Genomic DNA, 21158 nt, shown 5'->3' with positions numbered 1-21158 from the left:
AGGCCTCAGGGGCCCGCAGTGCCGTGGCACGCCCTACACACAACAACCAGGACAAGAGAGTTGGACATGAGCAGGATCGGCATCATCATCGGCAGCACCCGCCCCGGCCGCAACGGCGACCGCGTGGCGCAATGGATACGGGACCTGGCGGCCGAACACGCGGGCGGCGCCGCGGACTTTGAACTCGTGGACCTGACCGAGTACGCGCTGCCGCTGCTCGACGAAGCCGTCCCGGCCGCCAGGGCGCCGGGCCGGCAGCCGCACACCCGGCGCTGGGCCGAGCGGATCGGGACCTATGACGCCTACATCATGGTGACTCCCGAGTACAACACCGCCCCGCCCGCCTCCCTGACGAACGCCATCGACTACCTCCACCAGGAGTGGGGCGGCAAGCCGGTCGCCTACGTCGGTTACGGCATCTACGGCGCGGTCATGGCGGTGCAGAAGCTTCGCGCACAGGCGGGCGTCCTGCGGATGGCCGACATCGGGCCGCAGGTGGCGCTGTCGCTGCACGAGGACTTCGTGAACTTCACCGACTTCCGGCCACGGGAGCTGCACACGGCGGTGGTGCACGGGCTCGTCGACGAGCTGCTGGCCTGGGCGCGGGCACTCGGCCCGCTGCGCACCGTTCCCCGGACCGACCACCAGAAGGCGTAGAGGCCACGAAGGGAACAGTCATCATGCGTATCACAGTCTTCGGGGCCAACGGCCCCACCGGCCGCCTGCTCACGAGCCAGGCACTCGCCGCCGGACACCAGGTCGCCGCGGTCACCCGGCAGCCCGCTTCGTTCCCGCTGCAGCATGACCGGCTCGAGGTGGTCGGTGCCGACGTACTCGATCCGGTGGCCGTCGACGCCGCCGTGGCGGGGCGGGATGCGGTGTTGTCGACGCTCGGAGTGCCCGCCGGCAAGGAACCGATCAGCACCTATTCATGCGGAACGGCCAACATGGTCGCGGCGATGCAACGCCATCGGGTGCGTCGGCTCGCCGTGGTCAGCTCGAGCGGGGTCGACCCGCACCCGTACTCCGACGGCGGTTTCCTGTTCAACCGAGTGCTGCTGCCCTACGTGACGAACGTACTGGGCAAGACGCTCTACGACGACATGCGGCGGATGGAGGAGCTGGTGCGAGCCAGCGATCTGGACTGGACGATCGTGCGCCCGAGCGGGCTGTACCACCTGCCGTCGGCCACCGACTACACCGTTGCCGAGGGCCACGCGGACGGCAGGTTCACCGCCCGTGCGGACCTCGCCGCGAGCATGCTCGCCCTGCTGGATGACGACCGTCACCTCCGCACCGCTGTCAGCGTCATCACCACCGAAGACAACCCCACCCTGCTCCAGTGGATCCGCCGCGAGGCTCTCGCCAAGAGCTGAGCCGGCGCGTCCGCATCACCCCGAGGCACCCCGGTCGGGAGCCGCAGCCGGCCGCCCGACAGCGCCCGAGACGCGACGTGCGTCCCGTGGCCCGACCTGGCCGCCCCCTCCATTCGCAGCACATAAACTATGCCCCCACTGTGCAATTACTGTGTCCGGTGGATTTATGGGGCAGGTAATGAACTGCACTGCGCAGTTTGAAATCCCGCCCAGGCCGGTCAAAGGATTGCCCTGAGTCTCACAAGGATTTCCTTGAAACGGGCCTCTTTGGTGTGGCGGGCTCTCGCGATGTCGAAGACTGCTGTGCATGGCTACGACTGTCCTCGACCTGTCCCCCCGCTCCACCGGCGTCGCTCGTCGCGCGCCCTGGAGATCGCCGGTGGGCCAACCCGTGTACGCGCGCCCGGTGCTGCTGGTCATCACCGTACTGGCGGCCGTGCTCTACACCTGGGGGATCGAGCACAGCCAATACCACGTGTTCTACGCGAACGCCGCTCGCAGCATGACGGAGAGCTGGAAGGCCTTCTTCTACGGCTCTTTCGACCCGGGAAATTCCATCACGCTCGACAAATTGCCGGGATTCCTGTGGCCGCAAGCACTCTCTGCTCGCGTCTTTGGATTCCACCCGTGGGCGCTGACTCTGCCTCAGGTCGTCGAGGGAGTGGCGAGCTTGCTGGTCCTGCACCGTCTGGTGTGCCGCTGGGCCGGAGTCAACGCGGCGCTGATCGCCAGTACGGCGTTCCTGTTGACCCCGGTCGCCGTGGGGCTCTTCCGGACAGCGGTGGAGGACCCCGCCTTCACGCTGTGCGTACTGCTTGCGGCCGAGGCCACACAACGCGCGGCCCGGGACGGCCGACTGCGCCCGCTGATGCTCGCCGGTGTGTGGGTCGGGATCGGCTTCCAGGCGAAGATGCTGGAGGCGTGGGCAGTGCTTCCCGCGCTGGCTCTGGTCCACCTGATGACGGCACCGATCGCGCTGCGGAGGAGGCTCGCGCATCTGGGCTTGTCGGCACTGGTCATGACCGCCGTGTCGGCGTCCTGGATGCTCGCCGTCACGCTCACCCCGGCCAAGGACCGCCCGTATGTGGACGGCACCACCAACAACTCCGCGTTCAGCATGGTGGTCGGCTACAACTTCCTGAACCGCTTCTCCTCGCTCGGCATCAGCGCCGCCTCCACGGGCAGCGTGAGCGCGACCCAGGGCGGCGGGGGCGGCCATGGCGGACCGAACAGGGCCGTGGGTGTCGGCGGGTCCGGACAGGGCGGCCCGGCAGGGCAGTACAGCCAGAACGGGAAGTCAGGTGCCTCCCGATACGGTGCCTCCCGATACGGTGCCGCCGGGGACGGCGGCGGCCGCTACGGCGGTGCCCTGCAGGGGACTGGCCGGGAGAACCGCACCGGAGCCGTTCGCGGCACCCATCACCGGTACACCGGCGCGCCCGGTGCTCGGGGCAGTCAGGCCCAGCGGGCTCCCCAGGGCCAGGCTGCCGGCCGGCCCGCCGGATCCCGGGTGAGCGGCATGCGGCAGGCCGGCGGCGGTGGCGGCCTGGGCGGAGGCCAGGACGGCTGGTCCAAGATGTTCGGCCCCTCGCTCGCCTCGCAGACCGGTTGGCTGTACCCGATCGCCGCCGTCGCCCTCGTCTGCGGTCTGCTGTGGCGCCGGCGCAAGCCGCGCACCGACCGGGTCCGTTCCGGGTTCGTGCTGTGGGGCACCTGGCTGACCACCTACTTCATGGTCTTCAGCGCGGGCAGCGTCGGCGGCCACACGTACTACATGGGTGTGATAGCGGTTCCGCTCGCCGCGCTCACCGGCGGTGGCGTCGCGCTGATGTGGCGCGCCTACCGGGCCGGCGGCCGCCGCGCCTGGGTGCTGCCGGCCGCGGTGGCGGCGACGGCGGCGTGGAGCGCGTACCTCGCCGGGGAGTTCCCGTCGTTCCTGCCGTGGCTGGCGCCCGCGGTGGGCGTGCTCGGTCTCACCGCCGTCGTCCTGCTGGTTGTGGCCCGTCCCGGCCGCGCCGCCACCGGCGGACGGCTGGCTCTCGCGGGACTGGCCGCGTGCCTGGCGGCCGTACTGATTGCGCCGAGCGCATGGGCGGTCCAGATCTTCAACCCTTCGTACGGCAGCTCCGGCATGGGCGCGGTCGGCCCGTCCGGCACGAACCGCAGCCACCGCGCGGTGACTTCGGCGGGCGCGCGGATCGGCCGGATGCCATGGGGTGCCGGCACGGCGCGGAGCATCGGCGCGAGCCACGGAGGCATGGGCGGCTTCGGCGGCTTCGGCGAGAACGGCAGACTCACCGCGAGCCAACGGAAGCTGCTCGACTACACCACCGCGCGTCAGGGTTCGGCCGCCTACGTCTTCGCCACCACCAGTTGGAACGGCGCATCCCCCTACATCCTCGGCGCAGGGGCTCACGTCCTACCCCTCGGTGGGTTCAGCGGCAAGGTGCCCTTCCCGACCGGGACCCGGTTCCGGCAGCTGGTCGACTCCGGCAAGCTCCAGTACGTGCTGCTGGGCGGCGGCCGCGGTATGAGTTCACGGTTCGGCGGTGGGACGACCAGCAGCACGCAGATCACCAACTGGGTGCAGTCCACCTGCACCCGGGTCCCCGCCTCCGCATACGGCGGTGCGGACTCCTCCGGCGCCACCCCCACCGGCACGGACTTCACCGGCGCTGCCGGGGGAGGGGCCACCGCACAGACGCTCTACCGCTGCGCCCCCGGCCACTGACCCGACCGCGCGACTCCGGCGACCGTCCGGACGGCCCCTGCCCGAGCCTCCCGCAGACGGGGCCTCGGACGGGGCCGCCGACGTGTCCGACGCGGTGGGGCAGCCCCTCACCGCACCCACGCGGCGCACCGGCGTCGACCGACTCCGGAACGAACCCCTTGGCCCAACCACTCCTGACGCCGTGACAGATCGTCAGACGCCGGAGCCGCCCGGTGAGGCGGACCGGATGGCGGTGACCTGCTCCACCGACGCTTCACCAGCGCGGTAGAGGGGCGCGGCGTTCTCGATGTACCTCCTACCGTAGGGAGCCACACGAGGGGGAAGGGACCAAGAGCATGACGACATGGGGGCTGGTCATCGAGACGACCGTGGGGGTCGGAGAGCGCAAGCACATGGAGGCACACGTGCTGGCGCACCTCGCCGGACCTCGCGAGCAGGCGCTCGCGGAACTGGAACGGCGGGCCCGGAGCTACTCGCCCGAGCACCCCAGAAGCCCCAAGCGCCGTCGGCTCCTGCGGCAGGGCGACGGGTTCCTGCTCGTCGTCGACGGGGCGTGGCAGTCGTACGTCACCCGGTTCACGGTGGCGGAGCTGCTGGAGGACTCCGACCCGGAACCCGTGGTGAAGACGTCGACCAGGCCCGCTGCTCCACCTGGTGAGCCCGAGCAGCAGGTGAAGCGGTACGCGGACGGGGTGCCGGTGAAGCCTGCGTGGCTGGGGCGCGACGACCTGCCGTGAGCGCACCCGCCGGTTTCCGGCAGCGGCGGACACAGTCGTCTTCGAGGCCTGGCCCAGGCCCTTGGAGAAGCACTGGCCCAGGCCTGGCTGATCTCGGACGTCTGGTCGGGGCTCTCCGCGTCAGCCTGCCCGGCCGGACACCACGCCCCTTCAGTCCGGGCAGTTCGATGCGCACGCTCGGCACCACCCGCACGGGTGCGAAGGACGGCGGAGAGCATGCGGCGGACGACGTGGGCTGCCGCGGTCAAGCCTTGTCCCGTAATGATCCTTTGGTCGGAGGTTGTGAGGCGTAGCCTCGGCGGCCTGGGGCTTGATGCCCTGGCGCGCCGGGTACCGCAGGCGCATGCAGGCATGGGGGAGAGGCTGTGCGGACTGGACCCAGGGTGGAGACCTTTCTGCAGGGCGTGGTGCGGCGGGTGCTGGCGGGAGACGAGCCGCAGCCCCGGTGGCTGCCACGGCGCGTGCTGACCGTCGTGTCGGCCGATGTCGACACTGCTTCCGGTGTCGGGGCGATCTGGATCGAGTGGCGTCCGAAGTCACCGCGGATGTGTGAACATCTTGCCCTCCTGGAGTGGTACGGAGAGCAGTGGCGGTACGTGGGGGGCGGCAGCGGTCCCGGAGACGATCCTGTCGACGTCGACGGCGACGTGCTCGACGTTGGCGGCGGCGCGCGGCGTCCTGAGCCTCACGCGCAGCTTTGACCTTCCGCACTCCATCACCACGGCCCCATGGATCAGTTGCGTCAAGGTGCGCCCCGGGCGGGATGTGGGTCACGTTCTCATCGGTGCCCGCCGGATCGAGAATCCCGAGCGGGGCAAGCTCATCGCTGTTTGGACGTCCTCCCGCACCAGCCTCGCAGGCCGACCCGTCATCGTGGCCCTGGGGCGCAACGGCGCCGAACTCTCCCGCATCGGCCCCCATGACAGCCTGGACACTCACACCCGGGCGCGGTTGGGAGAGGAGCTGTAGCCGGTCTGCTTGCCGGGTCTCTGTCGTAGCGGTCCTGTCTCTGTATGCCCGGACCGTGCCGGACCACCGGAGGAGGTGTCAGGCAGTTGCAGCGCAGCCGCACTCGACCTCCTCCCGCGTGAGTTTCTGTGCTCCCACCGGGGCCGACTGATGCCGATGCCAGGTCAAGTGCCGGTGCCACTTGGTGACTTGAGCGAACGTACCGCCGAGGGAGCAGGCTCGCAGGCCGGAACGTCTTCTATACAGAATGTATATGGGCTATGTAGAGTACGAGCATGGCGATGCTGCGTATGACCCTGCAGACTCAGCTGGTACTGCGGGCTCTACTGGAGGATCCCGACCAGCAGCGCTACGGCCTGGAGCTGTGCGAACTGACGGGGCTGCCATCGGGCACGATCTATCCGATCCTCGCTCGACTGGAACAGGCCGGCTGGGTGGACAGCGCCTGGGAGGACCCAGCCGTGCACGAGGAGGCCGGGCGACCGCGCCGCCGTTTCTACCGGATCACTCGGGACGGCGCCGAACAGGCACGTGAGGCCTTGGCCCGTGCCTACCGTTCCCGCAAGCAGTCTCTGCCGGGATGGGCGGCCGCCCACCCGGCCGCGGACGGGGGAGCGTCATGAGGTGACGGCGGGCCGGGTGTCCGTCGGCCGGTGCTGCTCATGCCGTGGAGAGGACATCGCAGGCACAGTGGTGGAACTCCAGGCCGAGTTCGTGGTCCACGGCCTCGTTCGAGCGCGTGGCGGCCTCGCTGACCTTCTCCCAGGAGCCGTACTTGAGGTACAGCTGGTCCGCTGTCGGGCCGAGTGGGTTGCCGTACTTCTTGCGGTTGCGGGCCTCCAGCTCCGCGACCTGCTCCCGTGTCATACCGGCACGGACGATCTCCTTGGCGTCGTTGCGCATCTGGACCAGGGTGCGGGCGATCTCCTCCTCGGAGCGGCCTTCGGCGCGCATGTCGCATGCCTTGTGCTCCGTCTCCTCCAGCAGCTGGTGGTAGCTCACCCGCTGTTCGCGGGCGACTTCGCGCTCTCGTGGCGTCTCGCTGCGGATCTGGCACACGACGGGTTCCGGGCTGGCGCACGGGCCGTGGTCCGGGGGTTCCTGGGAGACAGGACCCACACTGACCGAGCCGCAGCCGACGGGCGCTCGGCAGGCGTGCGCCGTCTGCACCGCGAACACGGGTTGGGCAGGTACGAGTACGGCTTGGGCGACCAGCACGACGGGAACGATGCGGCGGGCCACGAAGCGCAGGCTGGGAAGTGACATGCGCCCATCGTTGGGGCGGCCACAGGGAGTCGAGCGCTGAACGGGTGCGAAACATCCCTTGTGGGTGCGGGGCTCCACTCCACGGAGTGAAACGGACGCGTGGCGGGTGCGGAGGGGTGCCACGGGCCGCCTTCGGGTGGCAGCGCATGCTGCACCCGGGCCGGCGACCCCGTCGGCTTCAGGCGTGCTGGTCCTATTCCTCGGATCGTTGGGTGATGGCTGCCTCGGTGCGGTCTCCGAGGAACTCGTACCAGCGGCGTTCCAGGCAGACGTAGCGCACGTCCGCCTCGACCAGACTGAGGAAGGCCGACACGGTGTCGGCGAGGCGTTGCTGCAGCCCCGGGTCGGCCAGCGTTCCGTCTTCGGCGAAGGCCTGGTAGCTGTTGGCCACGCTGAACATGTCCGGGTAGACGCGGGTGCCCAGGTGCTCCAGGGGAATCCGCAGGGCCCACAGCCCGCGGTTGCCGCCGACCAGGGACGGTGAGGCGGAGACGAGCATCGCGTGTTTGGTCTTGAACGGTTGAGGGCGGACGCGGGAGACCCAGTCGATCGCGTTCTTCAGCACACCGGGCACGGAGGCGTTGTACTCCGGTGAGGAGATGACGAAGGCGTCGCTCTCCTCAAGCCGGTCGCGCAGGGCGAGGGCGCCCTGGGGCAGCCCTTCGGTGGTCTCCGTGTCGCCGTCGTACAAGGGCATGTCGAAGTCGCGCATGGCGGCGAGATCGACGCTGGCACCGGTGTCGGAGATGAGCCGGGCCACCAGGGAGGCGAGGCGGGCGTTGGCCGAGTCGGCGCGCAGCGCCGCGCCGAAGACCAGGACGCGCAACGGGCCGGGAGGCGTGTCCGTGGGCATGGGTTTGTCCTTCCGTCGGGGGCCAGGCGCCCTCAGCGGGGCGCCTCACCGTTCCGTGTGGTTCCGAGGGGGCCGCCGTGAGACCGGTCCGCGTCCACGTCGTCCAGGACGGCACCGCCCACGAGAGGGGAGTGCGGGCCGTGAACGACGCCGGAGCCGTCGCGTGGTCAGATCCGTCCCGATCGGGGCGGTACGCCACGCGCCCCGGGGATCAGCCATGTCATCCCCGGGGCCCGGGATCATGGGGTCGCACGTTCAACGACGCCGCGACCACAGCGTCACGCCGGAGCTGTCTGCGGTCCGGGCCGGGCCGGCGGGTTCCTCCACCACCCGGTGCGCGCCCGGCGAGCGAGCTCTGGAGGAGCGCGTGCATCATCGCCTCGTGCATGCCCGGAACGCCCATTGGGACCGGGCGGAGAACCCGGGTTCGGTGAGGGCCCGTTCGACGTGGTTCTCGGTGGTGCGCCGGGCGAACACGAGGCGGGCGGCTGTCGGCCTGTCGGCGAGCCCCGTGGAGAGGAGACGCCCCGGTCACCGGGCCCCCTTCGCCCGTGCTTCAGAGCAGCAGAGGAAGACTCACCAGGGCTGCGCCGCTCGCTCCGAGTGCCGTCAGGAGCGATGCAGGCCAGTTGCGGGACTGGGCGTACGTCAGCAGGCCGGCCAGCAGTCCCGCCACGACCGCGGCTAAGAGGATGAGCGCCCAGCGCAGTGACAACCGCTCCGGCGGCGGCGTGGGCGAGGTCGGTTCGGGCATACGGCTCTCCTGCGGCTGCGTCAGAACGGGGAGAAGGCAGCCCTGCGTCAGCGGCCGCGCGTCGATTCCGGCCCGGAGGCGGCACATATCCGCTGGTCCTGGCCGGTTCTCGGCATTATCGAAACATTTCGAATGGGTGACCACGGTACTCATCTGATCTACCTCTGGAAAGGCATCTGGTGCGGCATGTGGTGCGTCATCGACCGTCTCAGGGTGCGCGCAGGGGCGGTCATGGCCAACGGAATGCTCCGGCGTGCGCCCCAGAGGTATTCCTCGCTCCATTCGGCGACGTTCTGATGGCTGACCAATATGCTGCTGTGATTTAGCATCCCTGCCATGACTGGTCCCGAAGTCGACCTGACCGAAGGTTCCGAGGACGCGTTACGGGGTTCCACCGCGAGGGTGGTGGAGCGACTGGGCTGCCAGATCGTGGAAGGCGGCAAGCCCCGCGACCATCACCTCACTGTGGACGCCCTCACGCATGAGTTCGGGATCACCCGGCCCATGGCCCGAGAGGCTCTGCAGACCCTGCACCAGAAAGGCCTGGTGAATCTGCAGCCGCGCGTCGGGGCCACCGTTCAGCCGCTGGAACGGTGGGACCTGCTGGACCCCGACGTGATCGAGTGGCGTCTGGAGGTGGCTCCCGACAGCCAGATGCGGTCATTGACCGAGTTGCGGGAGGTGATCGAGCCCCGCGCGGCCAGGCTGACCGCCCTGAGCCGGTCCGCCGAGATCTGCCATGACCTCACCAGCCGCGCCCGCACCCTGCTCGAGCTGAGCGAGGACCCGGACTTCGCACTCCCACGGCAGGGCATGGCGATCCGGCAGCGCTTCAGGGACGTGGACGCGGCCTTCCACCGGACCCTTCTCGCCGGCTCGCGCAACGAGTTGTTCGTGCGTCTCTCCCATCCGGTCGTCATGGCGCTGAACCACCGCATCGACAGGAGCTGGGCCGGCGCTCACCAGGAGGCGATGGTCACACCGACGCCGGCCGTCGTCTGCGCCGACACCGTCCAGGAATATCCCACCCGGCCGGAACCGATCGCCATGTGGCTGCACATGGGGCTGGCCTACGCCATCGACCAGGGCCTGGCCACGGCCGCGGAGGCCTTCGCGGAGGCTCTCCTCGCCGAGATCCGAAGCGGACGACTGCACGATCCCGGCGTAGGCGACCGGCTCCGGGCGGGCCTGGACCATTTCAACACCAACGGCCTGCCGCCCGCTCATCGAGCAGGCTTCCAGGAGGCCATGGCCGGCCTGTTCCACGCACGGCGCGCACCCGTCGTCGTCATGGGGGTCAGCGGATGCGGCAAGAGCACCGTGGGCCGGTATCTGGCGGAGTCGCTCAGGGCGCCGTTCGAGGAGGGGGACCGCTTCCATCCCCGGGGCAACGTGGAGTCGATGGAGAACCGCACCCCTCTCGACGACCGCGCCCGTAGTCCGTGGCTGGGAGCCATCGCCGACCGTATGCGGGTGGCGGGCACGGAGGAGGGGCTGGTGATCAGCTGCTCCGCGCTCAGACGCATCTACCGCGAATTGCTGCGGGTGGCCCGGCCCGACGCCTTCTTCGTGCACCTGAGGATCGGCCGGGACGAGGCGACCTCCCGCGTGGAGAGCAGGAAGTCGCACTTCATGCCCGCCTCCCTGGTGTCCTCGCAGTTCGAGGACCTGGAACCGCTCGAGGGCGACGAGGCCGGGATGACCATCGACGCGACCCTGCCGGTCGAACGCATCGTCGCCGAGGTCCAGACCCGGTTGGCCCGGCGCACGTCGGGCCGCTGATCCGGCTTCATCCAGGCGCCGCCGTCGTACGTGACGGCAGCGCTCACCGAGAGGAACGACCGAACCGACCGAACCGAGCGAGCCGACCGAACAGACCGAACCGCTGGAAAGAGGGGGGATCCACCATGCAGATCGTGTCCGCCGAGGTGATCGTCACCAGCCCGGGACGGAACTTCGTCACCCTGCGCATCACCACCGAGGACGGTGTCGTCGGCCTCGGCGACGCCACGCTCAACGGCCGTGAGCTGGCCGTCCATTCCTACCTGGACAGTCATGTCGTCCCCTTGCTCATCGGGAGCGACGCCTCCCGCATCGAGGACACCTGGCAGCACCTCTACCGAGGGGCGTACTGGCGGCGCGGCCCCGTGACCATGGCGGCCGTCGCGGCCGTGGACACGGCGCTGTGGGACATCAAGGCCAAGTGCGCAGGCATGCCCCTCTACCAGCTCCTCGGAGGCGCGTCCCGCACCGGAGCCCTCGCCTACGGCCACGCCTCGGGCCGCGATGTGCCCGAACTGCTCGACTCCATACGCGCGCACCAGGAGCAGGGCTACCGTGCCATCCGCATCCAGACCGGGATCCCCGGCTTCGGCTCGGTGTACGGCGTGGCCACGTCGAGCGCCGGCGGCGGAGACCGCTACGACTACGAGCCCGCACGCCGCACCGCGGGCGAGCTTCCCCGGCCCACCGTGGAGACCTGGGACACGCGCGCGTACCTGCGGCACCTGCCCGGTGTCTTCGAGGCCGTTCGGGCGGAGTTCGGCCCCGAGCTGCCGCTGCTGCACGACGGACACCACCGGATGACACCGATCCAGGCCGCCCGGCTGGGCAAGGAACTGGAACCGTACGACCTTTTCTGGCTGGAGGACGCCACCCCCGCGGAGGACCAGGCGGCCCTGCGCCTGATCCGGCAGCACACGACGACACCGCTGGCGATCGGCGAGGTCTTCAACTCCGTGTACGACTACACCACGTTGCTCAGCGAGCGGCTGATCGACTACGTGCGCTCCGCCGTGACCCACACCGGCGGCGTCACCGCGATGAAGAAGCTGCTCGACCTCGCGGCCGTCTACGGCGTCAGGTCCGGAATGCACGGCCCCACCGACATCTCCCCGGTGGGCATGGCCGCCGCCCTCCATCTGGACCTGGCCGTGCACAACTTCGGCATCCAGGAGTACATGCGGCACTCCGAACGGACCCTGGAGGTGTTCCGGACCTCCTACCGCTTCGAGGAGGGACTGCTGCATCCGTCCGACACACCGGGTCTGGGTGTCGACCTCGACGTCGAGGCGGCACGTCACTACCCCTACCAGCAGGCGTACTTGCCGATCAGCAGGCTGCAGGACGGAACCGTGCACGACTGGTGAGGACGCGAACGATGCCGCGCGGTGTGAACGCCGGTACCACCGCGCCTCGGTAAAGCCCAGGTCAGAGCCCCTCTGGCCTGGGCGTGCTCATGCCGATAGGTCAGGAGTCGTACCAGAAGACGCCGTTCTCGCCGTCGCGGGCGATGGTCTGGGTCATCACGTTACCGTCCTGCGCGTAGCGACGGTGCGTGTCGGTGAGGAAGAAGTTGTAGGCGGACACGGGGGTCGTGGCGTCGCACGCCATGTCCTTGTGGATGCAGTAGCGCGCGACGGGGATGCCGGAGAACTCCTTCGGGCCGGCTCCGGCGGAGGTGAAGCCGAGGGCGCCCAGGCCCTTGGGGACCTTGGCCCACACACCGGTGTCGGGCTGCTTCGGGTCGGCGTACAGCTTGCCCTCGACCTGCTCCTTCGGGATGTCGGTTCCGCCGCCGGCGATCGTTTCGAGCAACTGGTCCGCGGCCTGCGCCCCCTGGGAGTAGCCGACGATCGTGAAGCGTGCGCCCGGGTCCTTGTGGTACGTGTCCTCGGCGGCGGCCAGCAGGTTCTGGTAACCCTGGCCGACGCTGGTGTCGTAGTTCGGCGCGGTCAGGTCGGGCACGTTGTGGCCGTTGAGCCAGGGCCCGGCGCTGGCGGGGTAGCAGACCGGAACGGCGATGCCGCCGTCCAGGTGCTGGTTCGCGTAGTAGTACGTGGCGGTACAGGTCGGCGCGTCCGCGTTGGAACCGGTGCCGCCGAGCTCGATGTAGTAGTGGTGGACGGGGTCGGCCTGGGCGACGACGGGTGCGACGGCCGTGGCGGCCGTGATCGCCGCTGCCAGGGCGACGGCCTTGGCGCAGCGCGTGAGCCTGTTGCTGATCGGCATGGGTGTTCCCCCGGACTCCTGTTGGGTCGGTGTGACGGACAAGACGGCGTCGGCCGTCGGCGGAGCCGGCTCACGCCTTTGGCCCGACGCGCGCCCCCGACGCTAGGGAGAAGCGATGAAATCGCCGTGAAATCCGGGTCCGGTGGATACCGGCGAGGTGATGCTGCAGGCGGGCGTGGCGGAACTGGTAGACCGCGCCGGCCTGGCGCAGCACGCCACGCCGGTAGGCGTCCTCCAGGAAGGCCATGACGGCCCAGGGCAGGCGCCCGGTCAACGGCAGCCAGATCCGGGTGAGTACGGCCCACTGACCCCAGGCGGTCAGGGTGAGGGTGTAGCCGAGGGCGCCGCCGAGGCCGCTGATGACACCGAGGACGAGTCCGGAAGTGCTGTCCCAGACGAGCGGGCCCAGGAGCCCCTGCAGGAGGTCGACCGCCGCTCCGGCACCGACCCCGACGACCGTCCCGAAGAGGGGTGCCCAGACGAGCAGTTGGGTGGTTACGGTACGCCGGTTGGTGTTCAGCAGGCTGCGCGGGTTGACCGCGGAGCTGATGTCGAGGGGGGTTTCGAGCAGGCCGAGGAGACAGAAGGTGAGCCCGGCGCCGCCGCCGAAGACCAGACCGAAGATGAGCCCGTCGACGAGCGCGATGTGCAGGGCCGTCGACAGTCCGGCGTGCCAGGCGTACGCCCTGACCAAGCCGACCACGCAGCCGTAGCCGAAGCCGAAGAACGTCCCGCCCAGGGTGCCGATCACCAGTCGGGGGCCGGCGCTCCACTGGAGCGACCCCGGCCTGCCGCGGATGCGCAGACGTACCACCGACGGCGTCACGGGCAGGCCCTTGACCGTGAACGTGAGCCAGTGCGCGAGCCCGAACATGACTCCCGCCAGGAGTCCGACGACCGTCGCGTCCAGGATCGAGCCCGCCAGTAGCCCGGTGAAGGCGATGCTGACGGCACAGTCGACGAGACCGATCGCCAGTCCCGTCACGAGGACGGTCACCAGGGTGCGGGTGGAGCGACGCAGACTGCTGCCCAGTCGCCACCAGGCCAGGTCGGGGGTTTCCAGACGGCTGAGGTGGTGGGCGAGGTGACCGAGCCAGCGGCGGGCACGCTCTGGGGGGATGCCGGGATTCGGTGCGGTGCCCTGGGGCTGCGGGAGCCGGCGGCGGTAGACGGTGGGGATGAAGTTGTCCAGGAGATGGTCCTCCAACTCCTCGGGACTGGTGAACCGTTCCGTGTCCAGGAGCGAGGCCGGGTCGTGCTCGGGGGTGTCGCTGTAGATGGTGCGGGCGAGTGCGACCATCAGCGGCGTGGCCAGGACCGTGGCGAGTGGGGACGCGGGCCCGTGCGGCGACTGCTCGCGCAGCGCGGCAAGGACGGGGTCCCAGGCGTTCGTGGCCGGGTGCCCACGGCCGGCCTTGCGGGTGGTGCGAGGCAGGTAGTCGGCCAGGTCGTCGAGGGTGAGGTCGCTGAGTTCGATCGCGGCGGCCGAGGTCAGTACGTCGGTTTCGGCGACCGCGGCGACGTACTCGGCGGGGCGGCTGGTGAGCACGAGGGGGAGCGTGGTGGCGTTGATGGCCTCAAGCGCGGGGCGGCGCAGGCCGGCGGCGATCTCGTCGAAGCCGTCCAGGACGGGGAGAATGCGGCCGGACTCGACCAGTTGGGACGCCCGGCTCTCCCCGCCGGGCCCGCGTGCGGCGTAGCCGGGGTGATCGCGCGTCAGCTGAGCGGTCAGCCAGTCGCGCAGGGTGATGGTGGTGGGGTTCCACGCGCCGATGCTGAAGATCACCGGAACGGCTTCCGTGGGCTTGCGTGTCGCCAGGTGGTCCAGGACGAAGCGCAGGGCCAGGATCGTCTTTCCCGAGCCGGACCTGCCCAGGACCACCAGGCGCCCGGACGGGACGCGCCGGTAGACGTCGGTGATCTCGTCCAGCCGGCCGTCCAGGTCGAGGGGGTCGGCCGTGGCCTTCGGAGGGAGCCGGAGGATGTTGGACCAGTGGTCGGTCAGCGCCTCGGGGGCCGTCCGCCAGCGGACCGGCAGGGGGAACGGATCCTGGACCTGCCGTTGCTCTTCTTCGCGCTGCCAGCGGGCGGCCACCAGCTTGGCCAGTTGCTCGGCCGCGGGGTCGCCGACAGGGGTGCCGACAGGGTCGTCAGCGGCCTCGGACTGCTCCGGAACGGGCGGTGCCGAGTCGGTCTGCGACGGATCGGAGGGTGCCGGTCCGGACGCCGACCGAGCGGATGGTGCCGCTCCGGCCCTTGAGGCGTCGGAGGGTTCTGGTCCGGAGGCTGAGGTAGCGGAGGGTGCCGGCCCGGAGGCTGAGGTGTCGGAGGGTGCCGGTTCGGACGCCGGCGGAGCGGGCCGTAACGGATCGAGCAGGCCGGCGGCGATCAGCAGCTCCTCCCGTCCCTCGGGCCGCAGCGCCAGACCGCCGGCGAGTTGCTCCACCGTGCTCAGTCGGGGATTGGAGCGCTTGCCGGTCTCCAGGCCGCGGATGGTGCTCACACTCACCCCGGAACGCCGTTCCAGCTCCTCCTGGGTCAGCCCCGCCCGGTCTCGCAGCCGCCGCAGGACCGCGCCGAACTCACTGGCCACAAGTCACGGCCCTTCCCTTTGAGATGTCGAGTTTCCGCAGGTGAGGGACTCTATCGCGGCCACCGGTCACATATGACCGGTTCAATGGCCTGTCCACGTTTCCTCCACCCGAGCAAACGTCGGGGCATGCCTTCGACGACCGCACTCCAGGGACATCCGGGCGGCGCCGCCCTCACCGCTCACGAACGTGACGTGCTCTACGCACTGGGCTGCGGCCTCGCGGACTCCGAGATCGCCGACACCCTCGGGCTGCCCGAACACGTGGTGGCCAAGCACCTGGGGCGCGTCCTTGCCAAGTTGGGGCTGCGTGACCGGGCCGCCGCCATCGTGCACGCCTTCGACTGCGGTCTGGTCGTGCCCGGCCAGGGCCCGCGCCGGCCGGTGGTGGGCGCGGCGTCGCGGCTCAGTGCCCGGCAACGCACCGGCCCCGCCCCCGACCCGTGGCTGCGGATCTCCGTGCTGGGCCCGGTGCGGGCCTGGCGGGCCGGGCGGCACGTGGACGTCGGCCCGGTCCGGCAGCAGGCCGTGCTGGCGGCGCTGGCGCTCAGCCCGGACCGGTCGGTCAGCCGGCAGGAACTGCTGGACGCCGTATGGGGAATGGAGTCGCCGGGCGGGAACGTCGTACCGGTCTACGTCTACCGGCTGCGCAAGAACCTGCGGCTCGGGGAGTGCCCGGACTCGGTGATCCGGTACGACCGGTACGGCTACCGGCTGGTCCGTGGTGTGGTCGAGGTGGACGTGGCGTGTGTGGAGGAACTCGTCATCGCGGCCGGGGCGGCCGAGCGTGCCGGGGAGCTGTCCGAGGCGGTCCGGCTGTGTGCCCGGGCGCTGGAACTGTTCCGGGGCGAGCCGCTCGCCGGACTGCCGGGCCCGTTGGCCGAGCTGGAGCGGCTGCGTCTCGTCGAGCGCCGAGTCTCCCTCGTGCAGCGCAAGGCCGTCTGGCAGTTGCGGCTCGGCCGCATCGCCGAGACCATCGCCGAACTGTCCGCCCTGGCCGGGGAACAGCCGCTGAACGAACCGGTCGCCGCGCTGCTGATGCGCGCGTTGGAGCGCGGCGGCCGACGCGCCGAGGCACTGGCCGTCTTCGACCGCACCCGTCGGCGGCTCGCCGACGACCTGGAGGTGGCGCCGGGTGAACTGCTGCGCCGGGCACGGTGGGAGATCCTGCGCGAGAGCGCCACGGGCCCCGGTCTCGGCCGGGCGGATGTGGCGTGACCGGGGGGATGCCCCAGGACCGCGCGGAGGAGCTGCTGCTGGCGAGGGTCTCCGAGGCCGCCGGCCGGGCACGGCTGGGCAGACGGCGCGCCACCTACCGGGCGCCGGCCACGGTGACGGGCAAGCGCCGACGGCTCCGTTCCGGTGGCGGGAAGGGCGCGGGTGCGGGGGATCGGCTGGACTTCTACGAGCACGGGGTGACGGCGGCCGTCGACGGGCGCATCCACGTCATCCGCTTCGACACCACCGTGGTGCGTCGGCGCAGAGTCCTGTCCGCGCGGGGCATCACCCGGGCCTGTGTGCTCACCGATGTCGACGGCGAGCGGATCGTGCTGCGCGGCGGCGACTTCGGTCATCCGGAGGTGTGGGTGCCCGAGATCCGTCGCGCGGTCACCGAGGCCCAGGTACCGCGGGCCCTGGCCGCGCTGGCCAGGAGGGAACGGCTCACCTTCGGCCCGGTCTGGATCACCGAGGGCGGGATCGGCTGCGGACGGGCGTCCCTGCGGTGGTCGCAGGTCGAGCGGATCGAGATCCGCAACGGTGCCGTCGCCGTCCGTGTCGCCGGGCGGTGGCGGGTCTGGGGATCCGCGGCCTCCGGTATCCCGAATCCCTCCGTCTTCCACGCGCTCGCCGAGCACCTGGCCGACCGCCCGCCAAAGGGCACGGAACCGGACTGAGCCCCACAGGGCCACGACTGACGCAGGACGCTCCGTTTCACGGCGATTTCATCGGCCGCTCCTAGCGTTTGGCTCCGGAACACCGACCACATCCCGAAACACCGCCCGCATCCGAAGGCACCGCCCGCATCCGAAGGCACCACCCCCCATCCGAAGACACCGACCGCACCTGAAGACGCCGACCGCACCTGAGAACACCGACCACATTTCGAAATGCCTGCCGAATTCGGAGGACCAATCGCATGTCCGTCCCCTCACGCCTCCCTCGTCCCTCCGGCCCGAGCCGCCGCTCCGTCCTCAAGACGGGCATGGGCCTCGGCGTCACCCTCGCCGGAGCCGGTCTGCTGGGTGCCACGCCCGCAGCAGCCGCCGCACAGAACGGCACCCCGCTGTGCGACCAGCCCGGTGACTCGGCGAGCAGCCAGGGTCTGGGCTCCGGCGACCTCGGCATCCCGTACTACCGGGAGCACGACGGCAGCTGGGGCTACGTCTTCGGCGACTCGTGGACGGGGATGCAGCAGGGCGGCGACTACATGGGCTCCCCGGTGATGCTGAACCAGGCGAGCTTCGACGCGTCCGGCGCGACCCCGATCTCGTTCACCTGGGCGATGCCGACGGGCGGCCAGGCCCGCCAACTGTTCGATTACCAGACGCGAGGGGACAACGGGCACGGCTACGAGGTGAGCCGCATCCCGAACGACTGCATCGAGTTCAGCGGCCGCACATACATCCAGTACACCTCCGTGGCCACGTGGGACCCGCCGGCCGGCTACGACGGCTCGCTGATGTCCGGTGTCGCGTACTCCGACGACCACGGGGTGACCTGGACCGACTACGACTACCACTGGCCCGGCGACACCCAGGGTACGAACCAGTCCCTGTACGGCATGTGGTCGTTCGCCGGCATCGACCCCGACGGCTGGCTCTACATCTTCTCCAAGCGCTGGAACGGCACCCACAGGAACACCGCCGACGGGGGAGCCGTCCAGCTGTTCCGGATCCAGCCGGGCGACTTCCGGGACGGCAACTTCGGCGCCCAGCAGAACTGGGCCTATCTCGACGGTTCCTGGCAGTGGACCACCGCGGCGCAGCCGTCGGTGATCCTGACCGGGCACAACACCGGCGAGTTCTCCGTCAAGCGGATCGGCGGCACCTACTGCATGAGCTATTTCGACGTCGACATGGGTGCGATCTTCACCCGCACCGCCGCCCGCCCCGACGCCGTGTGGAGCGTCCCCGTTCCGCAGATCACCGCCCTCACGGTGCCCAACCTCTACGGCGGCTACATCCACCCCGGCAGCACGAGCGCGAACTCGCTGACCCTGATCGTGTCGCAGTGGAACGGTGTCGTCGGTCAAGCGCCCTATTGGGTACGGCAGTTCGACGGCATCAAAGCGTGAACTGCACCTGGGGGATCCTGTGACGGTCGGCCCGATACCGCCTCGGGCCGATCGCCCCTGAGTACGCTCTGTGACCCGTGCGGGACCAGGCGGCCTCCGGTGTCACCGGCAGCGCCCCACTCTCAGCCCACACCGGAGAGGGCCCCGACGACGGTGAGGGCGACGGCCATGGCCATCCGTCCTACTTCACCGTCCGCGACAACTCTCCCGGCCCGGCTACCGCGGCCCGAAACCGGCGGTGCTCCCTGACCGGACACGGCCCGTCCGGCGCGGTGCGACGAATCGAGCCTGAACCGGCCATGTGTGCGGAACACGCCAGGATGTTGGTCCGTGAGGGTTGGTCCATGAGGGGTCGGTACCTGCGGGGTTGGGCCCATCGAGACCGTGTGGCTCAGGAACGCTGCCAGGTCTCCGGGTCGGCAGGCCTCTGGTCGCCCGTGGCAAGGTCCTTGACCTCGTGTGCCCGGCCTTCGGAGAACGGTGGGAACCAGACGAACGGGATGCCCTTGCGGGAGGCGTACCTGATCTGCTTCGCCACCTTGTCCGCCTGGTGGTACAGCTCGACGTTCAGGCCCCGCCCGCGGAGCCGGCCGGCTGCCTCGGCAGCGGCGGCGCGGTGTTCGTCTCCCGGCAGCACCACCAGCACGTCGCTCGGGGACGACGGCCCCGTGGCCAGAAGGCCTTCTGCGAGCAGCTTCGCGAAGATACGGGTCAGGCCGATCGACATGCCGATGCCCGGCAGCTTGCGGCGGATGAAGGATCCGGCCAGGTTCTCGTACCGGCCACCCGAGCAGATGCTGCCGTAGGCCGGCCAGTCCTTGAACTTCCCCTCGTAGACGGTCCCCGTGTAGTAGTCGAGGCCCCGGGCGATGGAGAGGTCTGCCACCACGCTTCCTTCGGGGAGGTCGCGCAGCTCGTCCATGACGAAGGCCAGCTCGTCCAACCCCTCGGCGAGGAGTTCGGAGCACACGCCGGTCGCCCGGACCGCATCCACCACGGAGGCGTTCGTGGCACGCACGGAGGCGAGTTCCAGGCATGCCCCGACCTGCCGGTCCGTCAGCCCCGCCTTCGCCGAGAGCAGCTCGCCGACACCCCCGGCACCGATCTTGTCCATCTTGTCGACCGTGCGGATGACCTCCAGCGGATCGTCGATACCGAGCCCCTGGTAGAAGCCCTGCAGGACCTTCCGGTTGTTGATGTTGAGGGTCCACTCGGGGAGATCGAGGCCGGTCATCACGTCGTGGATGACTCGCGGAAGCTCCGCGTCGAAGTGCAGCGGCACATGGTCCATGTTGATGACGTCGATGTCGCACTGGGTGAACTCCCTGAAGCGCCCCTCCTGTGCGCGCTCGCCCCGCCACACCCGCTGGATCTGGTACCGCTTGAGCGGGAACACCAGATCGTTGAAGTGCTGCGCCACATAGCGGGCGAACGGGACGGTCAGGTCGAAGTGCAGGCCGAGCCGGGAATCCGAGGAGTCGTCCACGTCCTCCTGCAGGCGCCTGAGCGTGTAGACCTCCTGCGAGGTCTCGCCCTTGGCCGTCAGTACGTCGAGGGACTCGACCGATGGCGTCTCGACGGAGCAGAAGCCGTAGCTCTCGAATCCGGCGCGGACCACGTCGAGCCAGTGCTGCTCGACGATCCGCACCTCCGGGAGCCACTCGGGGAAGCCGCTGATTGCCGTCGGGCGGACCATCTGCTGGTCGGTCATGGGTCACTTTCCTTGGTACGGGACACGTGAACGGCGCGAAGCCGGTGGCGAGGAAGGCGAAGGGACCAGACCCGGAGTGGTGAGGGGGGAAGCCCCTTCCCGGCCTCTCCGCGGCCAACGTTAGCCGTCACACCCGGAGCGGGGCGCCGGATTTCCCCGTTGCCGCTCTGACCCGGGAATGGCCGACCGCTCCAGAATCAGTTTCACCCGCCGAGCCCCGAAGCCGTTCTGCAGACGCTCCCGGCGTACTGCGTGGTAGGCATGAACGGTGATCGGTCGCCTTCCGCTCGACGAGCAGCTCACCGTCCTGAAGTCCGTACTCTCCCGCAACGAGGTGCTGGTGGAGGTCCTCAACCGCACAGCGACACTCGGACTGCCCGGCTGGTACTGACGGCGGGTTGCCTGTTCCAGACCGTGTGGAACGTGGTCACGGACAGACACCCCACCAGCGGGATCAAGGACTACGACGTCTTCTACTTCGACAGCCGCGACCTGTCGTGGGAGGCGGAGGACACGGTGATCAGGGTCGCCGGCGAAGCCTTCGCCGGTCTCCCCGCGGAGGTCGAGGTCCGCAACGAGGCCCGCGTGCACCTTTGGTACGAGCAGAAGTTCGGCGTCACGTGCGTTCCCTGCACCTGCACCGAGGCGGCCATCGACAGCTTCGCCGCCACCACCTGCTGCCTGGGCGTGCGCCTGGAGCCGGGCGGGGCATGGCGCGTCTATGCGCCGCACGGTCTCTCCGACGTCTTCAACCTCGTGGTGCGGCCCAATCCGGTGCTCGCGCCGCGCGAGGTGTACGAGACCAAGACGGCGCGATGGCGGGAGCAGTGGCCCGAACTGACCGTACTCGACTGGCCTTGACGTC

At 69.9% G+C, this 21158-nt stretch carries 18 protein-coding genes and 1 pseudogene; 13 read left to right on the top strand and 6 right to left on the bottom strand.

Annotated features, from left to right (window positions below; genetic code table 11):
- The first annotated feature begins 66 nt into the window (after nucleotides 1–66).
- The 7 genes from AB0H32_RS11125 to AB0H32_RS11095 all read left to right on the top strand — a co-directional run bounded on the left by AB0H32_RS11125 (nucleotide 67) and on the right by AB0H32_RS11095 (nucleotide 6436).
- Entirely contained in the window at nucleotides 67–657 is a 591-nt protein-coding gene (locus AB0H32_RS11125) for an NAD(P)H-dependent oxidoreductase (RefSeq protein WP_361117715.1), read from the top strand.
- A 23-nt stretch (nucleotides 658–680) separates the two neighbouring features.
- A complete protein-coding gene (locus tag AB0H32_RS11120; protein WP_361117712.1) occupies nucleotides 681–1376 on the top strand; it encodes an NAD(P)H-binding protein in 696 nt (231 codons plus the stop codon).
- 307 nt (nucleotides 1377–1683) lie between these two features.
- Nucleotides 1684–4107 (top strand): glycosyltransferase family 39 protein, encoded by a 2424-nt coding sequence (locus AB0H32_RS11115; RefSeq protein ID WP_361117709.1) that lies wholly within the window; start codon nucleotides 1684–1686, stop codon nucleotides 4105–4107.
- A 335-nt stretch (nucleotides 4108–4442) separates the two neighbouring features.
- Complete coding sequence (locus AB0H32_RS11110) at nucleotides 4443–4844, top strand: hypothetical protein (protein WP_361117706.1); 402 nt, start codon at nucleotides 4443–4445, stop codon at nucleotides 4842–4844.
- 383 nt (nucleotides 4845–5227) lie between these two features.
- Nucleotides 5228–5545, top strand: coding sequence for a hypothetical protein (locus AB0H32_RS11105; protein WP_361117703.1), 318 nt, complete (start codon nucleotides 5228–5230; stop codon nucleotides 5543–5545).
- A gap of 64 nt (nucleotides 5546–5609) precedes the next feature.
- The gene (locus AB0H32_RS11100) at nucleotides 5610–5813 is read left to right on the top strand and encodes a hypothetical protein (protein WP_361117700.1); all 204 of its coding nucleotides are present in this window, start codon (nucleotides 5610–5612) and stop codon (nucleotides 5811–5813) included.
- Nucleotides 5814–6088: 275 nt separating this feature from the next.
- Entirely contained in the window at nucleotides 6089–6436 is a 348-nt protein-coding gene (locus AB0H32_RS11095; protein ID WP_361117697.1) for a PadR family transcriptional regulator, read from the top strand.
- Nucleotides 6437–6473: 37 nt separating this feature from the next.
- Here the strand turns inward: AB0H32_RS11095 and AB0H32_RS11090 are convergent, their stop codons facing one another.
- The 3 genes from AB0H32_RS11090 to AB0H32_RS11080 form a co-directional block, all read right to left on the bottom strand.
- Nucleotides 6474–7079: a hypothetical protein gene (locus AB0H32_RS11090; RefSeq protein WP_361117694.1), complete on the bottom strand. Its 606-nt coding sequence runs from the start codon at nucleotides 7077–7079 to the stop codon at nucleotides 6474–6476.
- A 193-nt stretch (nucleotides 7080–7272) separates the two neighbouring features.
- Entirely contained in the window at nucleotides 7273–7932 is a 660-nt protein-coding gene (locus tag AB0H32_RS11085; RefSeq protein ID WP_361117691.1) for an NAD(P)H-dependent oxidoreductase, read from the bottom strand.
- A 556-nt stretch (nucleotides 7933–8488) separates the two neighbouring features.
- Nucleotides 8489–8686 (bottom strand): hypothetical protein, encoded by a 198-nt coding sequence (locus tag AB0H32_RS11080; protein WP_361117688.1) that lies wholly within the window; start codon nucleotides 8684–8686, stop codon nucleotides 8489–8491.
- Between the two features lie 336 nt (nucleotides 8687–9022).
- Between AB0H32_RS11080 and AB0H32_RS11075 the strand changes: the two genes are divergently transcribed.
- The gene (locus AB0H32_RS11075) at nucleotides 9023–10468 is read left to right on the top strand and encodes a gluconokinase, GntK/IdnK-type (RefSeq protein ID WP_361117685.1); all 1446 of its coding nucleotides are present in this window, start codon (nucleotides 9023–9025) and stop codon (nucleotides 10466–10468) included.
- Nucleotides 10469–10593: 125 nt separating this feature from the next.
- Nucleotides 10594–11835: a D-mannonate dehydratase ManD gene (gene manD, locus AB0H32_RS11070; protein ID WP_361117682.1), complete on the top strand. Its 1242-nt coding sequence runs from the start codon at nucleotides 10594–10596 to the stop codon at nucleotides 11833–11835.
- Nucleotides 11836–11935: 100 nt separating this feature from the next.
- Here manD and AB0H32_RS11065 read toward each other — a convergent pair whose 3' ends face one another.
- Entirely contained in the window at nucleotides 11936–12697 is a 762-nt protein-coding gene (locus AB0H32_RS11065; RefSeq protein WP_361117679.1) for a PE-PPE domain-containing protein, read from the bottom strand.
- A 70-nt stretch (nucleotides 12698–12767) separates the two neighbouring features.
- Entirely contained in the window at nucleotides 12768–15290 is a 2523-nt protein-coding gene (locus AB0H32_RS11060; protein WP_361117676.1) for a helix-turn-helix domain-containing protein, read from the bottom strand.
- A 126-nt stretch (nucleotides 15291–15416) separates the two neighbouring features.
- Between AB0H32_RS11060 and AB0H32_RS11055 the strand changes: the two genes are divergently transcribed.
- From AB0H32_RS11055 to AB0H32_RS11045, 3 genes are all read left to right on the top strand, one after another.
- Entirely contained in the window at nucleotides 15417–16505 is a 1089-nt protein-coding gene (locus tag AB0H32_RS11055) for a BTAD domain-containing putative transcriptional regulator (RefSeq protein WP_361117674.1), read from the top strand.
- Nucleotides 16502–17182, top strand: a complete 681-nt coding sequence (locus AB0H32_RS11050; RefSeq protein ID WP_361117671.1) for a DUF6585 family protein — start codon at nucleotides 16502–16504, stop codon at nucleotides 17180–17182. The genes AB0H32_RS11055 and AB0H32_RS11050 overlap by 4 nt, the downstream gene beginning before the upstream one ends.
- 242 nt (nucleotides 17183–17424) lie before the next feature.
- On the top strand, nucleotides 17425–18582 hold the full coding sequence (locus AB0H32_RS11045) for a DUF4185 domain-containing protein (RefSeq protein WP_361117668.1): 1158 nt from the start codon (nucleotides 17425–17427) through the stop codon (nucleotides 18580–18582).
- Between the two features lie 391 nt (nucleotides 18583–18973).
- On the opposite strand, the gene hisS is transcribed toward AB0H32_RS11045, so the two are convergent.
- Complete coding sequence (gene hisS, locus AB0H32_RS11040) at nucleotides 18974–20293, bottom strand: histidine--tRNA ligase (protein WP_361117665.1); 1320 nt, start codon at nucleotides 20291–20293, stop codon at nucleotides 18974–18976.
- Nucleotides 20294–20561: 268 nt separating this feature from the next.
- Between hisS and AB0H32_RS11035 the strand changes: the two are divergent.
- Nucleotides 20562–21154 (top strand): annotated as a pseudogene (locus tag AB0H32_RS11035) (nucleotidyltransferase family protein).
- The last annotated feature ends 4 nt before the right edge of the window (nucleotides 21155–21158 follow it).

Source organism: Streptomyces sp. NPDC020362, from assembly GCF_040642095.1.
In the GTDB taxonomy this organism is placed as follows: domain Bacteria; phylum Actinomycetota; class Actinomycetes; order Streptomycetales; family Streptomycetaceae; genus Streptomyces.
Note: the sequence above shows the minus strand (reverse complement) of the source record. Positions and strands in the feature narration are given on the sequence as shown.

What these genes read in the sequence shown, in the direction of transcription:
- AB0H32_RS11125 (WP_361117715.1), top strand. Translation starts at nt 67, where the DNA reads ATGAGCAGGATCGGCATCATCATCGGCAGCACCCGCCCCGGCCGCAAC.
- AB0H32_RS11120 (WP_361117712.1), top strand. Translation starts at nt 681, where the DNA reads ATGCGTATCACAGTCTTCGGGGCCAACGGCCCCACCGGCCGCCTGCTC.
- AB0H32_RS11115 (WP_361117709.1), top strand. Translation starts at nt 1,684, where the DNA reads ATGGCTACGACTGTCCTCGACCTGTCCCCCCGCTCCACCGGCGTCGCT.
- AB0H32_RS11110 (WP_361117706.1), top strand. Translation starts at nt 4,443, where the DNA reads ATGACGACATGGGGGCTGGTCATCGAGACGACCGTGGGGGTCGGAGAG.
- AB0H32_RS11095 (WP_361117697.1), top strand. Translation starts at nt 6,089, where the DNA reads ATGGCGATGCTGCGTATGACCCTGCAGACTCAGCTGGTACTGCGGGCT.
- AB0H32_RS11090 (WP_361117694.1), bottom strand. Translation starts at nt 7,079, where the DNA reads ATGTCACTTCCCAGCCTGCGCTTCGTGGCCCGCCGCATCGTTCCCGTC.
- AB0H32_RS11085 (WP_361117691.1), bottom strand. Translation starts at nt 7,932, where the DNA reads ATGCCCACGGACACGCCTCCCGGCCCGTTGCGCGTCCTGGTCTTCGGC.
- AB0H32_RS11080 (WP_361117688.1), bottom strand. Translation starts at nt 8,686, where the DNA reads ATGCCCGAACCGACCTCGCCCACGCCGCCGCCGGAGCGGTTGTCACTG.
- AB0H32_RS11075 (WP_361117685.1), top strand. Translation starts at nt 9,023, where the DNA reads ATGACTGGTCCCGAAGTCGACCTGACCGAAGGTTCCGAGGACGCGTTA.
- manD (WP_361117682.1), top strand. Translation starts at nt 10,594, where the DNA reads ATGCAGATCGTGTCCGCCGAGGTGATCGTCACCAGCCCGGGACGGAAC.
- AB0H32_RS11065 (WP_361117679.1), bottom strand. Translation starts at nt 12,697, where the DNA reads ATGCCGATCAGCAACAGGCTCACGCGCTGCGCCAAGGCCGTCGCCCTG.
- AB0H32_RS11055 (WP_361117674.1), top strand. Translation starts at nt 15,417, where the DNA reads ATGCCTTCGACGACCGCACTCCAGGGACATCCGGGCGGCGCCGCCCTC.
- AB0H32_RS11045 (WP_361117668.1), top strand. Translation starts at nt 17,425, where the DNA reads ATGTCCGTCCCCTCACGCCTCCCTCGTCCCTCCGGCCCGAGCCGCCGC.
- hisS (WP_361117665.1), bottom strand. Translation starts at nt 20,293, where the DNA reads ATGACCGACCAGCAGATGGTCCGCCCGACGGCAATCAGCGGCTTCCCC.